At 32.3% G+C, this 24244-nt stretch carries 27 protein-coding genes; 6 read left to right on the forward strand and 21 right to left on the reverse strand.

The window, feature by feature from the left end:
* Window positions 1-8 precede the first annotated feature (8 nt).
* From rpsC to rpsL, 11 genes are all read right to left on the reverse strand, one after another.
* Window positions 9-731 carry a 30S ribosomal protein S3 gene (rpsC, locus tag L2Z92_RS01270; protein WP_236457044.1) on the reverse strand — a complete coding sequence of 241 codons (723 nt, stop codon included), beginning with the start codon at window positions 729-731 and terminating at the stop codon, window positions 9-11.
* 8 nt (window positions 732-739) lie between these two features.
* Complete coding sequence (rplV, locus tag L2Z92_RS01275; protein WP_236457045.1) at window positions 740-1150, reverse strand: 50S ribosomal protein L22; 411 nt, start codon at window positions 1148-1150, stop codon at window positions 740-742.
* Window positions 1151-1159: 9 nt separating this feature from the next.
* Window positions 1160-1438 (reverse strand): 30S ribosomal protein S19, encoded by a 279-nt coding sequence (gene rpsS, locus L2Z92_RS01280; RefSeq protein ID WP_236457046.1) that lies wholly within the window; start codon window positions 1436-1438, stop codon window positions 1160-1162.
* 10 nt (window positions 1439-1448) lie between these two features.
* A complete protein-coding gene (gene rplB, locus L2Z92_RS01285) occupies window positions 1449-2273 on the reverse strand; it encodes a 50S ribosomal protein L2 (RefSeq protein ID WP_236457047.1) in 825 nt (274 codons plus the stop codon).
* Window positions 2274-2277: 4 nt separating this feature from the next.
* On the reverse strand, window positions 2278-2568 hold the full coding sequence (gene rplW / locus L2Z92_RS01290; RefSeq protein WP_236457048.1) for a 50S ribosomal protein L23: 291 nt from the start codon (window positions 2566-2568) through the stop codon (window positions 2278-2280).
* Window positions 2569-2576: 8 nt separating this feature from the next.
* Window positions 2577-3206: a 50S ribosomal protein L4 gene (rplD, locus tag L2Z92_RS01295; RefSeq protein WP_236457049.1), complete on the reverse strand. Its 630-nt coding sequence runs from the start codon at window positions 3204-3206 to the stop codon at window positions 2577-2579.
* Window positions 3206-3823 carry a 50S ribosomal protein L3 gene (gene rplC / locus L2Z92_RS01300; protein WP_236457050.1) on the reverse strand — a complete coding sequence of 206 codons (618 nt, stop codon included), beginning with the start codon at window positions 3821-3823 and terminating at the stop codon, window positions 3206-3208. The genes rplD and rplC overlap by 1 nt, the downstream gene beginning before the upstream one ends.
* Before the next feature lie 236 nt (window positions 3824-4059).
* Window positions 4060-4365 (reverse strand): 30S ribosomal protein S10, encoded by a 306-nt coding sequence (gene rpsJ, locus L2Z92_RS01305; protein WP_045968439.1) that lies wholly within the window; start codon window positions 4363-4365, stop codon window positions 4060-4062.
* Between the two features lie 10 nt (window positions 4366-4375).
* Window positions 4376-6532, reverse strand: coding sequence for an elongation factor G (fusA, locus tag L2Z92_RS01310; protein WP_236457051.1), 2157 nt, complete (start codon window positions 6530-6532; stop codon window positions 4376-4378).
* A gap of 17 nt (window positions 6533-6549) precedes the next feature.
* Window positions 6550-7026 (reverse strand): 30S ribosomal protein S7, encoded by a 477-nt coding sequence (gene rpsG, locus L2Z92_RS01315; RefSeq protein ID WP_236457052.1) that lies wholly within the window; start codon window positions 7024-7026, stop codon window positions 6550-6552.
* A 25-nt stretch (window positions 7027-7051) separates the two neighbouring features.
* Window positions 7052-7456, reverse strand: coding sequence for a 30S ribosomal protein S12 (rpsL, locus tag L2Z92_RS01320; protein ID WP_236457053.1), 405 nt, complete (start codon window positions 7454-7456; stop codon window positions 7052-7054).
* 214 nt (window positions 7457-7670) lie between these two features.
* Between rpsL and L2Z92_RS01325 the strand changes: the two genes are divergently transcribed.
* The 4 genes from L2Z92_RS01325 to rlmB all read left to right on the forward strand — a co-directional run bounded on the left by L2Z92_RS01325 (window position 7671) and on the right by rlmB (window position 14869).
* Window positions 7671-9320 carry a BamA/TamA family outer membrane protein gene (locus tag L2Z92_RS01325; RefSeq protein WP_236457054.1) on the forward strand — a complete coding sequence of 550 codons (1650 nt, stop codon included), beginning with the start codon at window positions 7671-7673 and terminating at the stop codon, window positions 9318-9320.
* A 96-nt stretch (window positions 9321-9416) separates the two neighbouring features.
* Window positions 9417-12626 carry a SusC/RagA family TonB-linked outer membrane protein gene (locus L2Z92_RS01330; RefSeq protein WP_236457055.1) on the forward strand — a complete coding sequence of 1070 codons (3210 nt, stop codon included), beginning with the start codon at window positions 9417-9419 and terminating at the stop codon, window positions 12624-12626.
* A gap of 11 nt (window positions 12627-12637) precedes the next feature.
* Window positions 12638-14056, forward strand: a complete 1419-nt coding sequence (locus L2Z92_RS01335; protein WP_236457056.1) for a SusD/RagB family nutrient-binding outer membrane lipoprotein — start codon at window positions 12638-12640, stop codon at window positions 14054-14056.
* 72 nt (window positions 14057-14128) lie between these two features.
* Window positions 14129-14869 (forward strand): 23S rRNA (guanosine(2251)-2'-O)-methyltransferase RlmB, encoded by a 741-nt coding sequence (gene rlmB / locus L2Z92_RS01340; RefSeq protein WP_236457057.1) that lies wholly within the window; start codon window positions 14129-14131, stop codon window positions 14867-14869.
* On the opposite strand, the gene L2Z92_RS01345 is transcribed toward rlmB, so the two are convergent.
* A complete protein-coding gene (locus L2Z92_RS01345; RefSeq protein ID WP_236457058.1) occupies window positions 14870-15625 on the reverse strand; it encodes a rhomboid family intramembrane serine protease in 756 nt (251 codons plus the stop codon).
* A gap of 151 nt (window positions 15626-15776) precedes the next feature.
* Here L2Z92_RS01345 and L2Z92_RS01350 point away from each other — a divergent pair, with 151 nt between their 5' ends.
* Window positions 15777-17054, forward strand: a complete 1278-nt coding sequence (locus L2Z92_RS01350; RefSeq protein WP_236457059.1) for a replication-associated recombination protein A — start codon at window positions 15777-15779, stop codon at window positions 17052-17054.
* Between the two features lie 64 nt (window positions 17055-17118).
* Here the strand turns inward: L2Z92_RS01350 and L2Z92_RS01355 are convergent, their stop codons facing one another.
* From L2Z92_RS01355 to L2Z92_RS01380, 6 genes are all read right to left on the reverse strand, one after another.
* Entirely contained in the window at window positions 17119-17847 is a 729-nt protein-coding gene (locus L2Z92_RS01355) for a hypothetical protein (RefSeq protein WP_236457060.1), read from the reverse strand.
* A 113-nt stretch (window positions 17848-17960) separates the two neighbouring features.
* A complete protein-coding gene (locus L2Z92_RS01360) occupies window positions 17961-18659 on the reverse strand; it encodes a YjjG family noncanonical pyrimidine nucleotidase (RefSeq protein WP_236457061.1) in 699 nt (232 codons plus the stop codon).
* Window positions 18660-18809: 150 nt separating this feature from the next.
* Window positions 18810-19292, reverse strand: a complete 483-nt coding sequence (locus L2Z92_RS01365; RefSeq protein WP_236457062.1) for a hypothetical protein — start codon at window positions 19290-19292, stop codon at window positions 18810-18812.
* Window positions 19285-20598 carry an ABC transporter permease gene (locus L2Z92_RS01370; RefSeq protein ID WP_236457063.1) on the reverse strand — a complete coding sequence of 438 codons (1314 nt, stop codon included), beginning with the start codon at window positions 20596-20598 and terminating at the stop codon, window positions 19285-19287. Before L2Z92_RS01370 ends, L2Z92_RS01365 begins: the two co-directional genes overlap by 8 nt.
* 1 nt (window position 20599) lies before the next feature.
* Complete coding sequence (locus L2Z92_RS01375; protein ID WP_236457064.1) at window positions 20600-21229, reverse strand: ABC transporter ATP-binding protein; 630 nt, start codon at window positions 21227-21229, stop codon at window positions 20600-20602.
* 160 nt (window positions 21230-21389) lie between these two features.
* Entirely contained in the window at window positions 21390-21737 is a 348-nt protein-coding gene (locus tag L2Z92_RS01380; protein ID WP_236457065.1) for a MerC domain-containing protein, read from the reverse strand.
* 55 nt (window positions 21738-21792) lie between these two features.
* Between L2Z92_RS01380 and L2Z92_RS01385 the strand changes: the two genes are divergently transcribed.
* Window positions 21793-22194, forward strand: a complete 402-nt coding sequence (locus L2Z92_RS01385; protein WP_236457066.1) for a Fur family transcriptional regulator — start codon at window positions 21793-21795, stop codon at window positions 22192-22194.
* Here L2Z92_RS01385 and L2Z92_RS01390 read toward each other — a convergent pair.
* Genes L2Z92_RS01390 through L2Z92_RS01400 form a run of 3 tightly spaced genes read right to left on the reverse strand, consistent with a single transcriptional unit; the run spans window position 22187 to window position 24233 of the window.
* Entirely contained in the window at window positions 22187-22645 is a 459-nt protein-coding gene (locus L2Z92_RS01390; protein ID WP_236457067.1) for an RES family NAD+ phosphorylase, read from the reverse strand. The two genes, L2Z92_RS01385 and L2Z92_RS01390, sit on opposite strands and share 8 nt — an antisense overlap.
* The gene (parS, locus tag L2Z92_RS01395) at window positions 22645-23148 is read right to left on the reverse strand and encodes a type II RES/Xre toxin-antitoxin system antitoxin (protein ID WP_236457068.1); all 504 of its coding nucleotides are present in this window, start codon (window positions 23146-23148) and stop codon (window positions 22645-22647) included. The genes L2Z92_RS01390 and parS overlap by 1 nt, the downstream gene beginning before the upstream one ends.
* Window positions 23149-23207: 59 nt before the next feature.
* Window positions 23208-24233: an acyl-CoA thioester hydrolase/BAAT C-terminal domain-containing protein gene (locus L2Z92_RS01400; protein ID WP_236457069.1), complete on the reverse strand. Its 1026-nt coding sequence runs from the start codon at window positions 24231-24233 to the stop codon at window positions 23208-23210.
* Window positions 24234-24244 lie beyond the last annotated feature (11 nt).

Below are 24244 nucleotides of genomic sequence, written 5' to 3' on the forward strand. Positions count from 1 at the left end.
TTAAAAAATTACTTTCTTTTGCTTCTGTTTGGCTTACCTTTTCCAGACGATCCTGAAGATTTGGATTTTTGTTTATCCATACCAACTAACGGAGAAAGATCTCTTTTCCCGTAAACTTCACCTTTCATTATCCATACTTTGATTCCCATTCTACCATAAGTAGTATGAGCTTCAGCTAATGCATAATCAATATCAGCTCTGAAAGTTGATAAAGGAATTCTTCCATCTTTAAAACCTTCTGAACGTGCCATTTCAGCACCATTCAAACGACCAGAAATTAAAACTTTAATTCCCTCAGCATTCATTCTCATTGCAGCAGCTATAGCCATTTTAATTGCTCTTCTATATGAAATTCTACTTTCAATTTGACGAGCTATACTATTAGCAACTAAATAAGCATCCAACTCAGGTCTTTTAATTTCAAAGATATTGATTTGAATTTCTTTATCAGTAATTTTCTTAAGTTCTTCTTTCAACTTGTCTACCTCTTGACCACCTTTCCCGATAATAATACCAGGTCTTGCAGTAGTGATAGTAACGGTTACAAGTTTTAAAGTTCTTTCGATAATTACTTTTGATACACTAGCTTTTGATAAACGCGCATGGATATATTTTCTGATTTTAAAATCTTCAGCGATTTTATCACCATAATCATTTCCTCCATACCAGTTTGAGTCCCATCCTCTGATGATACCAAGTCTATTTCCAATTGGATTTGTCTTTTGTCCCATACTGTTTATTAATTACTTTGTGTGTTATTATTTGATCCTAACACGATAGTCACGTGATTAGAACGCTTTCTTATTCTATGTGCACGACCTTGAGGAGCTGGACGAAGTCTTTTCAACATCGCACCACCATCAACTCTAATCTCTTTTACAAATAAGCCTGCTTCTTCTAAGTTAGCTTCTGTATTTTTCTGTTGATAATTATTTATCGCAGATAACAAAAGTTTCTCTAATTTTCTTGAAGCTTCTTTACTATTAAATCTTAATATATTAAGAGCTAATTCTACTTTCTGACCTCTTACTAAATCTGCTACAATGCGCATTTTTCTAGGTGAAGTAGGGCAGTTATTTAATTTAGCAAATGCAACTTGTGCCTTAGCTTCTTTAATCTGCTCTGCTCTTTCTCTTTTACGAACTCCCATAGCTTCTTATTATTTTTTTCCTTTATTTTTTGCACCAGCATGACCTCTAAAAGATCTAGTTGGAGAAAATTCTCCTAATTTATGACCTACCATGTTTTCAGTAACGTAAACAGGTACAAATTGACGACCATTATGTACAGCAATAGTTTGCCCAACAAAATCTGGAGTAATCATTGAAGCTCTTGACCAAGTTTTGATAACAGCTTTAGTATCTTTCTCAATATTTTCTTGAACTTTTTTCTCTAATTTATAGTGAACATAAGGTCCTTTTTTTAATGAACGTGCCATGTCTATCTAATTATTTCTTTCTACGTTCTACAATATACTTATTACTCGGGTTAACCTTAGAACGAGTTCTATAACCTTTAGCTGGCAATCCTTTTCTTGAACGTGGATGACCTCCTGAAGAACGTCCTTCACCACCACCCATTGGATGATCAACTGGATTCATTGCTACTGGTCTTGTTCTCGGTCTTCTACCTAACCATCTAGATCTACCAGCTTTACCTGATACTACTAATTGATGATCTGAATTTGACACTGCACCTATTGTTGCAGAACAAGTCAACAAAATCAATCTTGTTTCACCAGACGGCATTTTAATAGTCGCATATTTACCGTCTCTTGCCATTAATTGAGCAAAAGTTCCAGCAGAACGAGCGATAACTGCTCCTTGACCTGGTCTTAATTCGATACAAGAAATAACTGTACCTAGAGGAATTTTACTTAAAGGTAATGCATTTCCAATTTCTGGAGAAGCATCTGGACCTGAAACTACAGTTTGCCCAACTTGTAAACCGTTTTGCGCAATAACATAAGTTTTAGCACCATCAGCATAAGCTAATAACGAAATAAAAGCTGAACGATTTGGATCGTACTCAATTGTTTTAACCAAAGCAGGAACACCTTCTTTAGTTCTTTTAAAATCGATAATACGATATTTTTGTTTGTGACCACCACCGATATAACGCATGGTCATCTTTCCTTGACTATTTCTACCTCCAGAGTTTTTTTTCGGTGCGATCAAAGAACGCTCCGGCTTATCAGTTGTAATAGTGTCAAAGCTATTAACAACTCTAAAACGCTGACCTGGGGTAATAGGTTTTAATTTTCTAACTGACATTTTATTAGATATTATTATAGAAATCTATAGTTTCTCCTTCTTGAACTTGAACAATTGCTTTTTTATATGCATTTGTTTTCCCACTGATTAAACCACTTTTGGTGTACTTAACACTTCTATCCGCTCTATAGTTCATAGTATTAACACTAACAACACTCACACCATAAACAGCTTCCACTGCATTTTTGATTTGAATTTTATTTGCGTTTTTTTCTACTACAAAACCAAAACGGTTAAAAACCTCACCATCTTTAGTTATTTTTTCAGTTATAATAGGCTTAATAATGATACTCATAACCTTAATTATTTACTTAAATTTTCTTCAATACCAGCTAAAGCGCCTTCTAAAACAACTAAGCTACTTGCGTTTAAAACCGCGTAAGTACTTATCTCTGAAGAAGTTACAACCTTAGCAGCTTTTAAATTACGTGACGACAAATATACATTTTTATTCGCATCTCCCAACACAAACAAAGATTTTTTATTATCTAAACCTAAAGCTTTCAATACATTAATGAAATTTTTAGTGTTTGGAGCTTCGAATGTAAAGTCTTCTAAGACGATTAAACTAGACTCTTTTACCTTTAACGATAAAGCAGATTTTCTAGCTAATCTTTTCAAGTTTTTATTCAATTTAAATGAATAACTTCTTGGTCTTGGACCGAAAACTGTTCCTCCACCTTTAAACAATGGGTTCTTTGCACTACCTGCACGAGCAGTACCAGTTCCTTTTTGTTTTTTAATCTTACGCGTACTACCAGCTACTTCAGCTCTTTCCTTAGCTTTATGAGTACCTTGTCTTTGATTTGCTAAATACTGCTTAACATCAAGATATACTGCGTGATTATTTGGCTCAATTGCGAATACTGAATCAGAAAGTTGCACTTTTCTTCCAGTATCTTTTCCGTTGAAATCTAATACTTTTACTTCCATTACTTCTGAATGATTACATAAGAGTTTTTATGTCCTGGAATACACCCTTTAACTACTAAAAGATTTTTATCAGCAACAACTTTTAAAACTTTAAGGTTTTGAACTGTAACATTCTCTCCACCCATTCTTCCTGCCATACGCATTCCTTTGAATACTCTAGAAGGATAAGACGATGCTCCAACAGAACCTGGCGCTCTTAAACGATTATGTTGACCATGAGTCGCTTGTCCAACACCACCAAATCCGTGACGTTTAACAACTCCTTGAAAACCTTTACCTTTAGACACACCTTGCACATCTACAAATTCTCCTTCAATAAATAAATCTACTGTAAGAACTTCACCTAATTTGTGTTCTTCTTCAAAATACTTGAACTCAATAACTTTCCTTTTAGCTACACTACCCGCTTTTTTGAAGTGACCTTCTTCAGCTTTAATAGTATGCTTTTCAGTTTTGTCATCGAAACCAAGCTGAAGAGCACTATACCCGTCAACCTCATCGGTTCTGACTTGGGTAACAACGCATGGACCAGCTTCGATTACAGTACAAGGAATATTTTTCCCGTTCTCATCAAAGATGCTAGTCATGCCAATTTTTCTTCCGATTAACCCAGACATATAAAAACTAATTAATTAATTAAACTCTTTTTTATTAAAAATGCATACATAGACACACTTCCTCGTTTTGAGGGTGCAAATATATAATTATTTTTTCAATATCACAAAAATAATTAATTACGTGATTTTCAATAAGAAAAACACATAACAATTAACTAATGTAATATTATAAAAAAACCGTTGTAGTAAACTACTAACGGCTTTTATTATTTTATACTGCTAAGCAGTACAAGTAACTAAACTTTAATCTCTACTTCAACACCACTAGGCAATTCTAACTTCATCAAAGCATCAATTGTTTTAGATGATGAACTATAGATATCTAACAATCTCTTGTAAGAACTTAGTTCGAATTGCTCTCTTGATTTTTTATTTACGTGCGGAGAACGCAATACAGTAAAAATCTTTTTGTTTGTTGGCAAAGGAATTGGACCTGTTACCACAGCACCTGTACTTTTTACAGTCTTAACGATTTTTTCAGCAGATTTATCTACCAAATTATGATCGTATGATTTAAGTTTTATTCTAATTTTTTGACTCATTTTCTTAAGATTAAGCGTTACCTTTAGCTTTTTTAATTACTTCTTCCGAAATATTAGATGGTGTTTCCGCATAGTGAGAAAACTCCATTGTTGAAGTTGCTCTACCCGAAGATAAAGTTCTCAAAGTAGTTACATATCCAAACATTTCAGATAAAGGCACATCTGCTTTAATAGTTTTTGCACCTGATCTATCACCCATATCATTAACTTGTCCTCTACGACGATTCAAATCACCAACGATATCACCCATATTTTCTTCTGGTGTAATAACCTCAATTTTCATGATTGGCTCAAGAACTACAGCTCCAGCTGCTTTAGCAACTTCTTTATACCCTAGCTTAGCTGCTAACTCAAAAGAAAGAGCATCAGAATCCACTGGATGGAAAGATCCGTCTGTTAAAGTTACCTTCAAACTATCCACAGCATAACCTGCCAACGGACCAGCTTTCATAGCTTCACGGAAACCTTTTTCAACAGATGGTATATATTCTTTAGGAACATTACCACCTTTTACTGCATTAACAAACTGTAATCCAACAGCTGGCTTACCATCCACATCTTCAGCAGGCTCTAATGTAAATACGATATCACCGAATTTACCACGACCTCCAGATTGCTTCTTATAAACCTCTCTATGTGTAGCAGATTTCGTAAACGCTTCTTTATACTCAACTTGAGGTTCACCTTGATTCACTTCAACTTTAAACTCACGTCTCATTCTATCCACAAGAATATCCAAGTGTAACTCACCCATTCCTGAAATAATAGTTTGACCCGAAGCCTCATCAGTTCTAACCGTAAACGTAGGATCTTCTTCAGCTAGTTTAGCCAAAGCCATACCCATTTTATCAACATCAGCTTTAGTTTTAGGCTCAATTGCGATACCAATTACCGGATCAGGGAATTTCATTGACTCAAGAATAATTGGGTGTTTTTCATCACACATTGTATCCCCAGTCTTAATATCCTTAAATCCAACTGCCGCTCCAATATCTCCAGCTTCGATATAATCGATTGGATTCTGTTTATTTGCATGCATTTGGTAGATACGAGAAATTCTTTCTTTATTTCCAGAACGCGTATTCAATATATACGAACCAGCATCTAAACGACCTGAATATGCACGGAAGAAAGCTAAACGACCAACATAAGGATCTGTAGCAATCTTAAATGCCAAAGCAGCGAATGGCTCTTTTGGATCAGGACGACGTAATATTTTCTTTTGATCTTCTTCTAACAAATCAACATCATCAGGATGAATACCTTCAATACCCTCTTTATCCATTGGAGAAGGTAAATACTTACAAACAGCATCCAACATGAACTGAACTCCTTTATTTTTGAATGCAGAACCTGCAATCATAGGAATAATAGCCATATCAATAGTAGCTGCACGTAAAGCTGCATTTATTTCATCCTCAGTAATTGAATTCTCATCTTCCATGTACTTATCTAAAAGATTCTCGTCATATGTAGCGATTTCTTCGATAAGAATTGAACGATATTCTTTTACTTCATCAACCATATCAGCTGGAATATCAACAATATCAAAAGTAGCACCTTGCGTTTCATCATGCCATACAATAGCCTGATTCTTCACTAAATCAACTATACCTCTGAAATCATTTTCTTCACCAATTGGCAAAGTAATTGCAACTGCATTTGATTTCAACATATCTTTCACTTGCTGACAAACCATTAAAAAGTTTGAACCTTGACGATCCATCTTATTAACAAACCCCATTCTTGGAACCCTATATTGATCAGCTAGTCTCCAGTTAGTCTCTGATTGAGGCTCAACACCATCAACAGCACTAAACAAGAAAACCAAACCATCCAATACACGTAACGAACGATTTACCTCTACGGTAAAATCAACGTGACCTGGAGTGTCAATAATATTAAAGTGATAAGGAATTGATTCAGGTAAAATCGCCCCTTGTTTCGTTGGAAAATTCCACTCACAAGTTGTAGCAGCAGAAGTAATTGTAATACCTCTTTCTTGCTCTTGAGCCATCCAATCCATCGTCGCAGCACCATCATGTACCTCACCGATTTTATGTGATTTCCCAGTATAAAAAAGAACACGCTCAGTTGTTGTTGTTTTACCAGCATCAATATGAGCAGCAATTCCAATATTTCTAGTATATTTTAAATCTCTAGCCATTTCTTATTTTTTATGAATTAAAATCTAAAGTGAGAGAATGCTTTATTAGCTTCTGCCATTTTATGAGTATCCATTCTTTTCTTAACAGCAGCACCTTCTTCTTTAGCAGCTGCTAAAACTTCAGAAGCTAACTTATTAGCCATCGATTTTTCATTTCTTCTTCTTGCATAAAGAATCATCCATTTCATAGAATATGAAATTTTTCTATCTGGACGAATTTGCATTGGAATTTGAAATGTAGCTCCACCCACTCTACGTGAACGTACTTCTACGTGAGGCATAACATTTGTTAATGCATCTTTCCAAATTTCTAGTGCAGACTTCTCTGCATCTTGCTTTTTAGCTTCTACGATATCTAATGCATCATAAAAAACTTTAAAAGCTGTTGATTTTTTACCATCCCACATTAAGTTATTCACAAAACGTGTTACTAACTGATCGTTAAATTTTGGATCTGGTAAAAGTGGTCTTTTTTTGGCCGCTCTTTTTCTCATGTCTTTTCTTTAAAAGATTTTTAAATTACTTTTTCTTTCCTGCTGCTACTGCTTGTCCTGGTTTTGGACGTTTAGCACCATACTTGGATCTACGTTGTGTTCTTCCTGCTACTCCAGCAGTATCTAATGCTCCACGAACAATGTGATAACGCACACCCGGTAAATCTTTTACTCTTCCACCTCTAACTAATACTATCGAGTGCTCTTGCAAATTGTGTCCTTCTCCAGGAATGTAAGCATTTACCTCATTACCATTTGTCAAACGTACACGGGCAACTTTACGCATTGCCGAGTTTGGTTTTTTTGGTGTTGTGGTATAAACACGCGTACAAACCCCTCTTCTTTGAGGACAAGAATCTAAAGCAGCCGATTTACTCTTCTTAGTTATTTTGGTTCTTCCAGTTCTTACTAATTGTTGAATTGTTGGCATAATTGTTTATAATTATTACTAATAAATTTAACTCCCTAAAACCCTTAGGGCGTGCAAATGTAGTTATTATTTATTACAAAACAAATCTAATTTATTTATTTACAGCCTATTTTACCCATAAAAAAGAAAAAAAAACTAATAAAGAACCAAAAAACAACATCTAATCCTTTTTTTAAATAAAATATATTTTATTTTTTTACGTTACTTTACAACCATGAAAAGAATCTATATTTTATTCTCATTATTACTTTCACTACTTTGCAACGGTCAAATTTTCTATTTACAAATAAAAGGCTCAACCAAATACGAAAGCAAAATTATCGACAGCATTAATTACAGCAAAGAACACAAAAACATATCCTCACTACTAAAAACCATAAAATCATTTGACTCTACATTAACCAACCTAGGGTATCTCGAAAAAAGAACAACAAGACAAACAAAAACAAATGACTCTACGTTTCTATTCGAATATACATTAGGCAAAAAAACAAACTACTCCTATATATATATTAGCAAAAATAAAGAACTGATAAATCACACACAAGACACCCTTAAAATCAAATTCAACAAAACTGAAGATTGGGCAAAAAACATACTCAACACACTTGAACAAAAAGGATACCCACTTGCGAAATTAAAATTATCAAATCAAAAACACAATAAAGACATCCTTTATTCCGACTTAACAATCAACCTTAACAAAAAAAGATCGTTTGATGAAATAATCACGCTTGGCTATCTAAATTTCCCCAAAAACATCAAACAATCACTCATTAGAAAACTAAGAAAACAAAAACTCAACAAAAAAAATATTGAAATTCTCAACAACGAATTAAACGAATTAACTTTTGCAAATCAAATCAAATACCCAGAAATACTTTTCACCAAAGACAGCACAAAGATCTACACTTATTTAGAAAAAGCTAAACCAAATAAATTTGAAGGCTTTATTGGTTTTGCAAACGACAAAGAAAACAAACCAACACTTAACGGCTATCTTGACCTAAATTTACAAAACACTTTTAATTCCGCAGAAAAAATAAATTTATATTGGAAAAATGACGGAAACAAACAAACAACTTTTAATTTCTCAACCGAATTTCCATACATTTTCAAAACCTCAATAGGGATAAAATCAAGTTTAAGAATATTCAAACAAGACAGCATTTTTCAAAACACTCAATCAGAGCTGCAAATAGGCTATTATTTCAATGTAAATAAAAAAACATTATTCGGACTACAGAACACAACCTCAACCAACACACAAAGCACTTCAAACAACTCAATTGAAAGCTACAAAAGCAAGTTCTACACACTATCCTACGAATACACCAAACCAAACAAAAACTCATTCTTAATAAAAAACAACACAGAAATTAGAATTAAAACCGGATTAGGAGAACGAATGAACAAACAAAAAACTACTAAACAATTTTTTTGCGAATTCAATCTAGAACAAAACATAACATTAAACACTAAAAGCAAGCTTTTTTTAAAAACACAAACCTTTTACCTAAACAGCAATAATTACATAAGCAATGAGCTATATCGATTTGGTGGGATTAATTCTATTAGAGGATTTAGAGAAAACTCTCTTCAAGCAAATATTTTAACCTCAATAATAACAGAATACAGACATATCCTAAACCAATCTTTATACATCCATAGCATTATCGATTATGGCTATTTCGAAGACAGCACTATAAAAACAAAAAACAATCTCTTCAGTTTCGGATGTGGCTTAGCTTTACTTACAAATAATGGAGTATTCAATTTAGTGTACGCAAATGGATCTACAAAGAACCAAACAATAAAACTTAGCAACTCTATTATACATATAAGTTTTAAAACAAACTTTTAAGAATAATTATGTTAAATGTTAAAAAAATATTAAATATTATTAGGATAACTATATTTTTTTTTCCAATTTTGGCTTAACTAATTCAAATTAATAAATATGAGATCTAAGTTTAACAGACTTTTGACACTCGCAGTAGTGTTATTAGGGCAATTTATTTTTGCTCAGGTTAAAACTGTTTCGGGGACAGTTACAGATCAAAACGGTCAACCTTTACCAAGTGTTGCAATCCAAGAAAAAGGAAGCGCAAATGGTACAGAAACTGATTTTGATGGAAAATTCACAATTAGCGTAAAACAAGGTACAACGCTAATATTTAGTTACATCAGCATGAAAAAACAAGAAGTTGTTGTAAATTCAAGCAACTTAAAGGTTGTAATGGAAGATGATGTAGCGCAACTTGAAGGTGTAGTAGTTACTGCACTTGGAATATCTAGAGAGAAAAAATCACTAGGTTATGCAACTCAAGAAGTTAGCGGAGACGACATTTCGGACACTCCTGTAACTAATTTCGCTGATGCTCTTTCTGGTGAAGTTGCAGGTCTAGACATTCAATCTTCAGGGACAATGGGAGGATCAACTAACATTGTAGTTAGAGGTTACAACTCAATTAGCGGAAATAACCAAGCATTAATCGTAATTGATGGCACACCCGTAATCAACAACACAAACAACAGCACTGATCAAAGAACTGGTAGAGGTGGTTATGACTACGGTAACGCTGCTTCCGACATTAATCCAGATGATATTGAATCATTAAATGTATTAAAAGGAGCTGCAGCAACTGCATTATATGGATCAAGAGCGAGTAATGGAGCAATTATCATTACTACTAAAAAAGGAAGAAAAGGCAAAGGAATAGGTGTTTCTTTCACAAGTTCTGTAACAGCAGGAACAGTTGACATGGAAACATTACCTAAATATCAAAACCGATATGGGGCCGGTTATGATGGAGATAACACATTGAATAATTCTATAGATATAAATGGAGACGGTACAAATGATTTATCTGTACCATTTGACCTTGATGCTTCTTACGGTACAGCTTTCGATCCTAACTTAAATGTTTACCAGTGGAATTCTATATATCCAGAATTACCTGGATACTTACAGGCTACTCCATGGGTTGCAGCTAAAAACACTCCAAATTCTATATTCAAAACTGGAATTACTTACACAAACTCTGTTTCATTTGGAAAGAGCACAGATACAGGTAGTTTTAGATTAGGATTTACAAATAAAATCCAAGAAGGCGTAATGCCTAACAGTGAAATAAAAAGAAATAATTTATCATTTTCTGCATCACAAAATTTCACCGATAAACTAAAAGCTTCTGTAGATTTCTCGTACGTAAACACAAACGGAAGAGGTAGAAATGGAACTGGTTATAGTGGCGGTAATCTTATGCAAGCTTTCCGTCAATGGTGGCAAACTAATGTTGATATTAGCGAACAAAGAGATGCGTTTTTTAGTACTGGACAAAACATAACTTGGAATCCTGTTTCTAATACAAATAGAGCACCACAATACACAGACAATCCATACTGGACTTTATACAAAAACTATCAAAATGATAGCAGAGATAGATACATAGGTAACTTTACTCTAACTCAAGAAGTAACAAGTTGGTTTAATATATTAGGTAGATTCAGTTATGATACATATTCTGAACTTAGAGAAGAGAGAAAAGATGTAGGTTCAAACGGTGTATCTGACTATACCTCATCACAAAGAAAAACATCTGAACTCAACTATGATTTAATGGGAACATTAAACTATGATGTAAACGAAAACCTAACACTTGACGGATTAGTAGGTTTTAACTTAAGAGTAAATAAATTTAACTCAATTGAAGCAAGCACTAATGGAGGACTAGTTACACCAGGTCTATTTACATTAGCAAACTCAGCAAACCCTCTAACTACAGACGACTACACTAAAGTTGACTACACAAAAAAAGTTGATGGAGTTTTTGCAAAAGTAGGTTTAGGTTACAAAGGAACATATTACCTAGATGCTACCGCAAGAAGAGATAGATCTTCTTCATTACCATCAGACAACAATACTTACTTTTACCCATCAGTTTCTGCAAGTATAGTTTTCTCAAACTTAATTAAACAAGATTGGTTATCATTTGGTAAATTTAGAGCCAACTATGCACAAGTAGGTAACGATACAGATCCATATCAAATATTCAATACTTATGAGATTACTCCAGGATTTGGTGGAGCTTCAAGCGCAACTAACCCTTCGTTTTTTAACAATCCGAATTTAAAAGCTGAAAAAACTAAGGATATAGAACTTGGTCTAGAAATGCAATTATTCAAAAATAGATTCGGTTTTGATTTTTCATATTATCAAAGAAAAACTGTAGACTTAATTACACCAATTGATGTATCAACTGCTACTGGTGGAACCAACGTTTGGTTAAACGGTGCAGACATGGAAAATAAAGGTATTGAACTAATGGTAAACGGTACACCTGTTAAAACAGAAAATTTCTCTTGGGATATTAAATTAAATTATGCACAAAACAGAAGTGAAGTAACACGTCTAGCAGAAGATATTGAATTCATTCAACTAGCTTCCGTTCAAGGAGGTGTGACACTAGGAGCTGCTTTAGGAGAACCGTTTGGAGTTATCAGGGGTAGAGATTATGTTTATCACGAAAATGGACAACCAATTATTGGAACTGATGGCTACTACAAAAGAACTTCATCTAGTAATAACGTAATTGGAAACATTAACCCAGATTGGACAGGTGGAGTTAAAAATAATTTAAAATACAAGAACTTAAGCTTGAGCTTCCTTATAGATATTCAAAAAGGTGGAGACGTTTTTTCTCTTGATACTTGGTATGGTTATTATTCTGGACTATACGACTTCACAGCCGGAAACAATCATTTAGGCAATCCATTAAGAGATCCAGTTTCAGCAGGTGGTGGAGTAATTTTAGACGGAGTACAAGCAGATGGCTCACAAAATACAGTTGTTGCTGATGCTTCTTTTGCAGACACAAGCCCTTGGGGAGTGGCAAAAGCACCTCAAGCAGCTCATGTATATGACGCTTCATTTGTAAAATTAAGAGAAGTTACTATAGGTTATAATTTCTCGGACAAATTAACACAAAGCCTTTCTTTACAAAAACTTTCACTTTCTATCATAGGAAGAAACTTATGGATTATCCACAAAAATACTCCATACTCTGATCCTGAATCTGGATTAAGTTCTGGAAACATTCAAGGTTACCAGTCCGGAGCATACCCATCTGTAAGAGAAATTGGAGCAAGTTTAAAATTAGAATTCTAATACCAAATACTATGAAAAAATATATAATTTTATTATCATCTGTACTAATTGTAAGTTGCGCATCAGATGAGAAATACGAAGATTTAAATAGGGATCCTAATAAGCCAACACAAGTTTCTGCAGAGTCATTATTTAATGCTTCCATTAAGAGTTTGTTTGACCAAATGGAAAGCCCAAACATAAATACAAATGTATTTAGACTTTTCTCACAATATTGGACACAAACCACTTATAATGACGAATCTAATTATGATTTAAACAACAGAAGAGTTGCAGACAATCATTATTCTGAAATGTATCGCGATGTACTGTATGACTTGAAAGATGCAAAATCTAAGGTAAGTACACCTAATAAAATAGCAATGATTTCTGTTTTAGAAGTATATACTTGGCAACAACTAGTAGATACTTATGGGAATATTCCATACAGTGCTGCACTACAAGGTTCATTAGAACCTACACCAGAGTATGATGACGCAAAGACAATTTACGAAGATTTAATCGTAAGAATAAACACTGCCATAAGTACTTTTTCTATATCAGGAGATGCTGGTTTTACAGGTTCAGATCAAATTTACGGAGGAGACATTACTCAATGGTTAAAATTTGCAAATTCCGTAAAATTCAAACTAGCAATGCGTATAGCGGATGTAGCTTCTATGACAACTATATCACAAACGAATGCTGAAGAAGCTGTAACAGCTGGTATGTTTAGTTCTAATGCAGATAATGCAACATTAGCTTATGAATCAAATTCAACAAATGCTAATCCAGTATGGTCAGATCTTGTAGAAAGTGGAAGAAATGATTTTGTTGCTGCAAATACTCTAGTAGACTACATGAATACAATATCCGACCCACGTAGACCAATCTATTTTGAAGAAAATCTAGGCGCAAATACTTATACAGGTGGGATTTATGGAGCAGTTAATAATTTTCCAGTTTTTTCACATGTAGGGACTCAATTAAAAGCTCAAACATTTAGAGGAGTACTTCTTGATTATGCTGAATTAGAATTTTTATTAGCTGAAGCTGCAGAAAGAGGATACGCAGTTGGAGGTACTACAGAATCTCATTATAACGCAGGAATAACAGCATCAATGAACGACTGGGGGGTTGCTACGGCTGACATCGCAACATACTTAGCACAACCATCTGTAGCTTACACAACAGCAGCTGGTACTTGGAGACAAAAAGTTGGTTTTCAGTTTTGGTTAGCAATGTATAACAGAGGCTTTGAAGGATGGTCTGTATACAGAAAATATGACGCACCGGTAATGAATATTGCTGCCGTAGCTAACATTCCTGTTCCTACAAGATACACTTATCCATTAAGAGAACAAACTTTAAATAAAAGTAATTATAACGCAGCAGTTGCCGTAATAGGCGGTGACGAGTTAGATACAAAAATATTTTGGGATGTAAACTAAAAAATAAAATATTCAGTTTTAAAATATTTAAAACCACCTCAAACAAGGTGGTTTTTTTTATACATTTGCAGTATGGAAAAAGAGAATCAAATTTTTGGAATTAGAGCAATACTTGAAGCAATCCAAGCAGGAAAAGAAATAGACAAAGTTTTCATTCAAAAAGAAAACCAAGGCGAACTCATGCATGAGTTAATGAAAAGCATGAAGAAAAATAACGTCAATTTTTCATATGTTCCAGTTGAAAAATTAAATCGTTTAACTTCTAAAAATCATCAAGGTGCTGTAGCTACAATTTCTCCTGTATCATTTCATGATATTGAAACATTAGTAACAAATACATTAGAATCAAACAAAATACCATTATTTCTTATTTTAGATCAATTATCTGATGCTAGAAATTTTGGTGCAATTATTAGAACTGCAGAATGTACTGGAGTTAACGGTATTATTGTTCAAAAACAAGGTTCTGCTCCTGTTAATGGTGATACAGTAAAGACAAGTGCTGGAGCAGTATTCAATGTGCCAATTTGTAAGGTTGAACATATTAAAGATGCAATTTACTTCTTACAATCAAGTGGTATTGAAACTGTGGCGGCTACAGAAAAAACAGAAAACACTATTTATGACATTGATTTATCCAAACCAATAGCAATAATAATGGGTAGTGAAGATAGAGGTGTTAATCCTTCAGTTCTTAAAATCGTAGACCACAAAGCAAAACTTCCTATGTTTGGAACTATAGAATCTTTAAACGTCTCTGTAGCTTGTGGTGCTTTTTTATATGAAACTGTTAGACAACGCTTAACAAAATAATCATTTTTTTAATCCAATAAATTCATAAATGACCTTTAAAGAAGAGGTGAAATATTCTTTCATTAACTCTTCTGGTTTTGGCTGTGGGCTAAAGTTTCCATTTTCGTCAAAATTTTTCACAAACGGGTCATTTTCTGGATTAAAATCGGGTTTTTCCCAATCGTAGACAATTTCTTTAGCAAACTGTGGTGTTTTCATTACTAATGCCATTGCTACACCTGTTAAGAAACCACTCAAATGTCCTTCCCAAGATATACCTTTTTCAACATCTGGAAACATATACCAAACCATACCTCCATACAGGAGTACAATTAAAAAGGACAGTGCCAACAACCTATAGTATTTAGTAAAAATACCTTTAAAAAAAATAAAACTCACTAGAGCATATATTAAACCACTAGCACCAATATGATAACTTGGACGCCCCAGTAACCAAGTACCAAGACCAGAAAAAACAATTCCAAAAAACAATACTAGAAAGGCTTGCTCCTTATAAAAGAATCTAAGTAACGCTAACAACACTAACAAAGCTAAAGAATTATTCATTAAGTGTTGAAAACTTCCGTGAAGAAAAGCACTAAGGAATATACCCTTTACTCCAAATGATTCTCTTGGATAAATCCCATAATGAGAAAAACTTACATTAAAACGACTTTCTACCCAGAAGACTAACCATAAAAACAAAACAAATAGCAAAGGTAACAATACTACTGAAGGTGTAAAAACAAAAGATTTATTTAAATTATTTTTTCTCATAAGTAAATTGTTCTATTTTTTTTTAAAGCTGACTTATATACTCTCTGAATATTTTCAAATAAAACTCAACTCTTAATTCATATAATCTATTTCAAATATAACACCAAAAAAATTGTTATGCTTTTTTGTCAGAAAAATGTAATTTTACAAAATGGAAGCACCTCTAGCAGAAAGAATAAGACCTCAAAGTTTAAACGATTATATTAGTCAACTACATCTTGTTGGCGAACAAGGCTCATTAACCTATCAAATAAAAAAAGGAATAATACCCAGTTTAATTTTATGGGGACCACCTGGAACAGGGAAGACTACACTTGCCCAAATTATGGCAGAAGAAAGTAAACGACCATTCTATCAACTAAGCGCGATACATTCAGGTGTTAAAGATATTCGAGAAGTAATTGAAAAAGCAAAACAAAGCGGTGGATTATTTACTGCAAAAAACCCTATTCTATTTATTGATGAAATTCATCGATTTAGCAAATCACAACAAGATTCTTTACTAGCAGCAGTAGAAAAAGGCTGGGTAACTTTAATTGGTGCAACAACTGAAAATCCAAGTTTTGAGGTAATACCTGCATTATTGTCAAGATGTCAGGTGTACGTTTTAAATCCTTTCACTAAAGATGATTTAATTGCTCTTTTACAAAGAGCAATTAAAAAAGATGAAGTTTTAAAAACTAAAAACATTCAACTAAAAGAAACAGAAGCTTTACTACGATTGTCTGGTGGAGATGGTAGAAAATTACTCAACATATTTGAATTGATTATTAATGCTTCCAGTGAAGAAACAATCAACATAACAAATGATATTGTTACTCACCTTGTACAAAAAAACATTGTTCTTTACGATAAAACTGGTGAACAACATTATGATATAGTTTCTGCTTTTATAAAATCAATAAGAGGTAGTGATCCAAATGGTGCTGTCTATTGGTTAGCTCGAATGATAGAAGGTGGCGAAGATGTTAAATTCATTGCTCGAAGGTTATTAATTTCCGCTAGCGAAGATATTGGAAATGCAAATCCGACTGCTTTAATAATGGCAAACAATACGTTTCAGGCAGTTTCTACAATTGGCTATCCAGAAAGCAGAATTCTACTAAGCCAATGTGCTGTATATCTTGCAACTTCTGCAAAAAGTAATGCCAGTTATTTAGCAATAGGCAAAGCGCAGCAATTAGTAAAACAAACAGGTGATTTACCTGTTCCTTTACATTTACGTAATGCTCCTACTAAGTTAATGAGAGAATTGGGATATGGTGAAGAATATAAATATTCACATGATTTTTCTAATAACTTTATAGCACAAGAATTTCTACCCGAAGAAGTAACTAATACTAAATTCTTTGAACCAGGTGATAACGCTAGAGAAAAAGAATTACGTAATTTCTTAAAAAACCGATGGAAAGATAAATATGATTATTAAAAAATCAGGATTAGTATTTAAAAACACTAATCCTGATTTTTTAATACACACTATTATATTCCTTTTAGAACTTAACTTCTACTGTTTCAGAAGATAATTTTCCTCTTTTATAAAATTCAAAATACCAAACATCTCCTGTTTTATAGAATATTCCGTTATCAATAATACCTCTTTCTGCCAAAAACATATTTTCTACAGACGTTTTTTTTAATTCAAAAATTATATTTGGGGTATTATCTACCAATTTGAAACCTGTAGGTGTTGGCAATGCATATAATAAACTCTTATTAGACACTACCATATCTTTCTCATCAATTTCTCCAACAAAACTTTCTTTATCCTCTACTACTACCGTCTGCTTCACAGAGTTCTCACTGATCTTAAATTTTAGTTTTCCTTTTAATGATGTCAAGGCATCTCTTAACGCATTAGTGTTTGCTAATTGAAAGTCTTTATCTCTACTACTCCCTAACAAACTTAGAGCAACAGTTTTATTAGTACAATCTTTCACTTGTACGCTTAAATTAGTTGTAAACATTTTATTACTCTCTGTAACCTCAACATGTAATGCATTACAACGAGCATTTAAAATTTCATTAGGCAATTTATCTGTATCATAATAAACAGTAAATCCTTCTGTTTCAAAAAACGATTTCGTTAAACTATTTAATCCATATTTATCTGCTTCTTTAAAGAAAGAAAATTGACTTGGAATAATTACATATTTATAGTTTTCTTGTGCATGAATAAAAATTGAAAACAAGACAATAATAGTAAGTACAGTTCTTTTCATATTATAAATTATTTAATAGATTAGGGGTAAAATATTAATATTCTTTAGATTACAAATTTAACACTATTAAGTTTCTCTTTTACATTAACATCAAAATAAAGTAAACTTTTATATTACAACATATTTTTCAATTCTAATAAATGATTAATTTGAAATACTTTTTTATCTACTTGAATTTTCTGTTCATTAAAGAAAATTGCATCAATACCATATTCTAATGCTCCATCCACATCTGCTTCCAAACTATCTCCTATCATAATACTTTCTGCTTTACTCGCTTTAGCTAATGACAATGCATAGTCAAATATATTTGGATGTGGCTTTTTTACGCCTGCTAATTCTGAATTAGTTATAGATGTAAAATAGTGTTTTATTTTTGAATTTTCTAATTTTTTATCTTGAACTATATGAAAACCATTTGTTACTATATGTAAATTATATTTTGGCTTCAAATACTCCAAAAGTTCTATTGTACCTTCAAATAAATGATTATTATTAGGCAAGAACTCTATATATTGATCAGAAATTGTATCGACTACTGCCTTAGGAAGGATTACATTTAATATTTCAAAAACATCATTCAAACGTTTGAATCTCAATTCTTGCTGAGATATCTTATCTACCTGATATAGTTTCCAATAGTATTGATTTCTAGGAATGTATTGTTCTAAGAACTGATCTGTTGTAAATGGAAAATTATATTCATTAAAAATCACATCGAATGCAACTGCTGAATTTTTATCAAAGTCCCAAAGGGTGTGATCTAAATCAAAAAATAGATGTTTTTTTTGTTTAAAATCGATATTTTTCATTCTCTTAGTTGGATGTTTAGCCCCGATGGAAGCAAAAATCCTGTTTTCGTTAAATAAAATTCTCTTTTTTCTAACTTTTTCTATCGAAAACAGATTGTAGCGAACAGCGGGAATATTGATTAAAAAAAGCCCAAAAAGATGGGCTTCAAATTATTTTCCTGCTGTTATTTCAGCGTTTTCTATATGGTATATCCAGTCCTCTACATCGTTATCATTGTATCTGAATTTTCCTTTTAAGGTAACATATTGATCGGTCTTTAATTTTGGCAAATCACCTTTAAATTTAATACCCATTAATGTTTCTGGCCCAGATTTTCCACAAAAGAAGCACGCAGCAAATACGTTTTTGCTTATTGCATAGTTTTTATTATCGATTGGAATAATGAATCCACTAATTGCAACTTCTTTTCCTTGTAATGCTTTTAGCTTCATGTTAATAACTGGAAACATTACTTCTCCATACAATTTATCTGCTTTTTTTAGGTAGTCAATTTTACCTAATAAACTCCAAGTTAACGTATCGGTTACTATAACTTCTTTATCATTTGAAGTTGTGTTTATTTTGTTTAGGTTAAAACTTGACAAAGTAATAACGACTAATAATGCTATTGAAAATTTAATATAATTATGCATTTGCTAATGTTTTTGAAATATTTAATTGATATGCTTTTATTGCAGGTATTAATGCTGCAAGAATTCCTACTAGTATTGTTAACAAGAACAATACACCTTCCTTATCCCAAATAAATTCGTAGGGATTGAAACTTAATTTAAAATCTTGTTCAGCTGAATTTGAGATTAACATTAATGCTATTCTACCCAAAATCGTACCAAAAAAGAATCCAACAACGCAAAGTAACAAACTTTCTATCATTATTAGATTTAAAAGTTGAAAACGTTTGGCTCCGTTTACTCTTAATAATGCAAACTCATTTTTACGTTCTTTTAATGTATTAAATAGTGCTATAAAGATTGATATTCCTGAAATCAGCATTATTCCATAGGCTAAATAGCGCAATGCATCAATTCCAATTCCGAATAATGAAAACAATCTATTTACTTCTATTGCAGGGGAAGCAGCTTGCATTTTTGTATTTTGAGCAATCATTCTTGGCCAAGTTACAATTCCCATTTTATTTCTAAACTGTAATAAAACTGCTGTAATCTCCATATTTGGTTCATCAATTGACATGTCCTTTTCCTCGTGCTCATGTCCTTCATGACTGTGCTCATCATGATCGTGCTCGTGTTGCATATGTTCATCTCCATCTTCATGAATATGACCTTCTTCTCCATGCTCTGGGTTATGCATTTCTACATCTTCATGACCTCCATGCATTTGCCAAACACTCGGAATAGTACATAGAATTAAATTATCTACAACTTTGCCTGTTATTTTCGAAATTCCAACAACTTTATACGCATAATGATCATGTACTTCACCTTCTGACGCATCTCCATGAGATCCAAAAAAAGTATCTCCTATCTTTAAGCTTAATTTTTGAGCAATTTCTCCACCAATTACAACTTCAAAGTTCTTTTCATACAATTTTCCTTCAGAAAGAGTTGCTTCATATTTTTCTAAATAATCATGAGTAGTTCCTAATATTTTATATCCTCTATAATTATCACCAAATGCTAATGGAATTGCTTTTTTTACAAAAGGATTTTGCATCCATACTTTTGCTGAATCGTAGCTAATATTCCCTGTTGGGGCATCTACTTGATATACAGAAGAAAGTATTAATTGGAGTGGACTTCCTTGTGCTCCAAGCACTAAATCTACTCCATCAATATTATTAGTAAATTTCTCTTCAAATTGTTTTTCAAGTAGTACTAGAACAGTTATTATTGCCACACTTGATGTTAACAGAATTATACTTAAAATGGTATTTAATGGCTTAAACCAAATATTTCGCCATGCTAATTTTGTGATCATACTACACTAACGTTATTCGGTTACTAAATTTTTCTTTTATTCGATTATCATGTGTAACAATAATCAATGCTGCTTTATATTCTTTAGAAAGTGATGTTAAAAGTTGGATTACGTTTTCCGCATTTTTATCATCTAAACTTGACGTCGGCTCATCTGCTAAGAGAACTTTAGGTTCATTCATTAAAGCTCTAGCTATAGAAACCCTTTGCTGCTGTCCAATACTTAACTCATTTGGTAACTTATTCGCTTGCTGAGAAATATCTAACTGATCCAAAAGCTTCTTCGCTCTTTCAGTATTTTTTTTGCCCGTTGCTAACCAGCTTGACATTTCTAAATTTTCTAACACTGTTAAAGCGCTGATAAAATAAGACTTTTGAAAAACAAGACCAATGTTTTTACCGCGAAAAGAATCATTCTTCTTTTCTGACAAAGTAACAATATCTGTCTTATCAATTTCGATACTTCCAGATGTAGGTCGTAATAAACCTGCTAGAATATGCAAATAGGTTGTTTTTCCTTTTCCTGAATCGCCAGTAATCAAAATAGTACTTCCTGCTTCACAATATAAATCGGGCATGTGAAACTTCTGCTCTTTATTGTACGAAAATGTGATGTTTGTAGTGCTTATCATTTTTGATATGCTTTTATTTTTAAGGTGTTGCAATATAGCAAATCATGGGGGATTTATTTCTTAATCTTTTCTAAAAATTTGGCCGTTGCGGTTTTATGAAAACTATATTAATAACCGAAACAATAACTAATCACCACAACGAACCAAATAATCTTTATATCTAATGCTTGTGTCTTTTAAAGTTCAACACATGCCCAACTATCATTCCTATTCCACCAACATACAAAAACAAAGTATGATTATGAGTAATGATTGTATAGATTATACTTAATAAAATAATACTCATAGCTACTAATAAAATAATTTTTATATATCTTAAAGTATTAGTTTTTACTATTTTTACAACGGCAAACAATCCAATTGAAGCAAACAACAAATCTATCCAATGGTTATGACTAATACCTATGGGAATTATTGAAATGAATGGCAGAACTAAGCAGTGAACTAAGCATAATGTAGCACTGGAAATTCCTAAATAATCAAGAGATTTTGTAATTTGACTTTTCATTTTATATTTTTATTAAACGCAACATTGTTGCAAATATAAAACAAAAACAGATACAATGGAAAAAAAAATAAAGAGAGAAAGAAATTCTTCAACTAAAGAAAGTATTATTACTCTTTTAAAAGAAAGAAAAGAAGCACTTACTCATAAGGATTTTCAAGAATTCTTTGAAAAAACTATAGACAGGGTAACCATTTACAGAGCTTTAGATCGACTAGTAGACGAAGGAAAGCTTCATAAAATTGTAAGTTTAGAAGGTGTAATTCAATATGCTATTTGCAAAACGTGTAACCATGAACATAAAATACACTCACACAATCATGTGCATTTTTCATGTGTAAAATGCGAGAAGACAATTTGTTTAGACGAAGTTAAACCACAAATTAAACTTCCAAAAGGTTTTACAACTCAAGAGATGCAATTGTTGATTTCTGGAATATGTTCAGATTGTTCTATTTAAAAATTCTCTTATCGAAAGGAAAATCTTCTTGATGTATGATTTTTATTCGATGAAAATCTTCATGATAAGGATTTAGAAGATAATTAGAATCGCCTTTTACTACAGCTGAAGGAACTTTCATGACTGCACTTTTCTTTTTTCTAATAAACTCATTTCCCATTTTTTGAGTATCAATAAGTTCAGGAAAACTATTCCATCCTAAAGGCAACTTTTTAACATTTATCTCTTCAATGAATAAATCATCTGGAATAAAAACAGTCAACATTGCAAAACCACTTGGCATGGTTGCAAGAGTAACATGCACAACTACTTCTGCCATTGCTAATGCCCTACTCTGTGCGGTATAAATCACTTCATTCCCTTTAGAATTCCAACGCGCACCTGTAATTGAAGCGCCAATTCCAGATAATTCTATTGGATATTTTTTATTAGCTAACCGAAATACTTCCATTATACAAATATTCCGTATTGAATTTTATTCAATTCATTAATAACCATTTCTTTTCCATAAGAATCCTTCAATAATTCGAAAGGTTGCAAACTACCTAAGGCAAAATTTGGAGTATTCAGCCATAAATAGAATTGTTCTTTAGAATCGAACACTTCTTTACCTAAAGCAGTTACCTCTGCTAATTCAAGAATTTTTTCAGTGGGAATAGGATCAAAAACAAAGTCTTTTTTTGACTTATTTCTTTGAAGTGTTCTTATAGAAACACCAAGAAACTCAGCCCAATCTTCTTCATTAAAAGGCGTGCGCTCTTTTATTAAATCATATATTTCATAAGGCAATCCTCTTCTAATAGAATGTACTATTAACATTCTATTTGATAAGAATTTTTTATAGGTTATATTTTTATCTACAACAGTTAATGCAGACTCTTTCCCTACTTTAGTCACATACATTCGTACGGCTTTATCTATATCAACATCTGAATTGGCTACAAGTTTAGTCATAATATTGTCATTTGTCAGTAAATCTACGACAATTGTCGGCTGAAAACAAAAATATAACATTATTTAACACTACCCGTCTCTAACCAATGTACGCAATCTCTAAAAACCTCGTCCCAATTATAGCTATCTTCTAAAGGGTTCCCTTCATTATCAAATTGCTTCTTGAAAAAATTATGATCATAATCGGGATATGCCTTAACAAAAAAATCTTTTTTCTCTTTTAATAAAAATGGCAATAAGTGACTATGAAATGATTTAAAATCATCAGTACCATAAACAACTAAAACTGGAACTTTAATTTTCTTAAAACTTTCGAATGTTAACTTTTCATCATAACTAGCCCAATTATATAAATCATAATCATTTTTATAATTATCTATGTTTTCTATGTTTAAAAAATTTTGTGTTATAGCATAAATTTGCTTTTGCCTAATAGAATCATTTAAACTAACATAACTTTCTAATCTATATTTTGCTACTTCTTCTACTGCTCTATTAAACGGGTCAGCAGACAAACATACAACTTTCTTTATTTTTGTATTTTTCTCTGCTAAACTTGCAGCAATTTCATATCCTTCGGAATGACCTACAACGTATATATTTTTTTTATCTACCCATTCTTCCGTATATATAAAATTAAGAACCTCTCTGGCTTGTTGCGTTCTATAAGTATGATTATCATGTTTTATATATTCAAATGGCACTTCACCTTGAGCATTTTTATAACCTTGAGCATCTTTTTCAAAATCACCAATTAATGGAATTCCTTTTCTTGCTATTAGGATTAAATTATACTTAGTCAAATATTCATCCGTTTTAAAAGGGAATAAAGTAAAAATATCATCCTTGTCCTTAAAAATTATCGGCAGTGGCAACGAACCTTGAAGAAAAATTATTGTTGGTTTCTTTATTTTTTCATCATTAATCGATTTTATAAAAAAAATTGTATCTGATTTAGTTTTTAATACTATTTTTTCAAAGCCAATCTCTTTTAATTCTTTGGATTGACTAAATATGCTAAGAGTTAAAAATAAAAAAAACAAACTAAACATTTGCCTTTTCATAAAAACATGTAAATATATCATTACAATTTTAA

It is taken from the genome of Flavobacterium jumunjinense, assembly GCF_021650975.2.
GTDB lineage: Bacteria > Bacteroidota > Bacteroidia > Flavobacteriales > Flavobacteriaceae > Flavobacterium > Flavobacterium jumunjinense.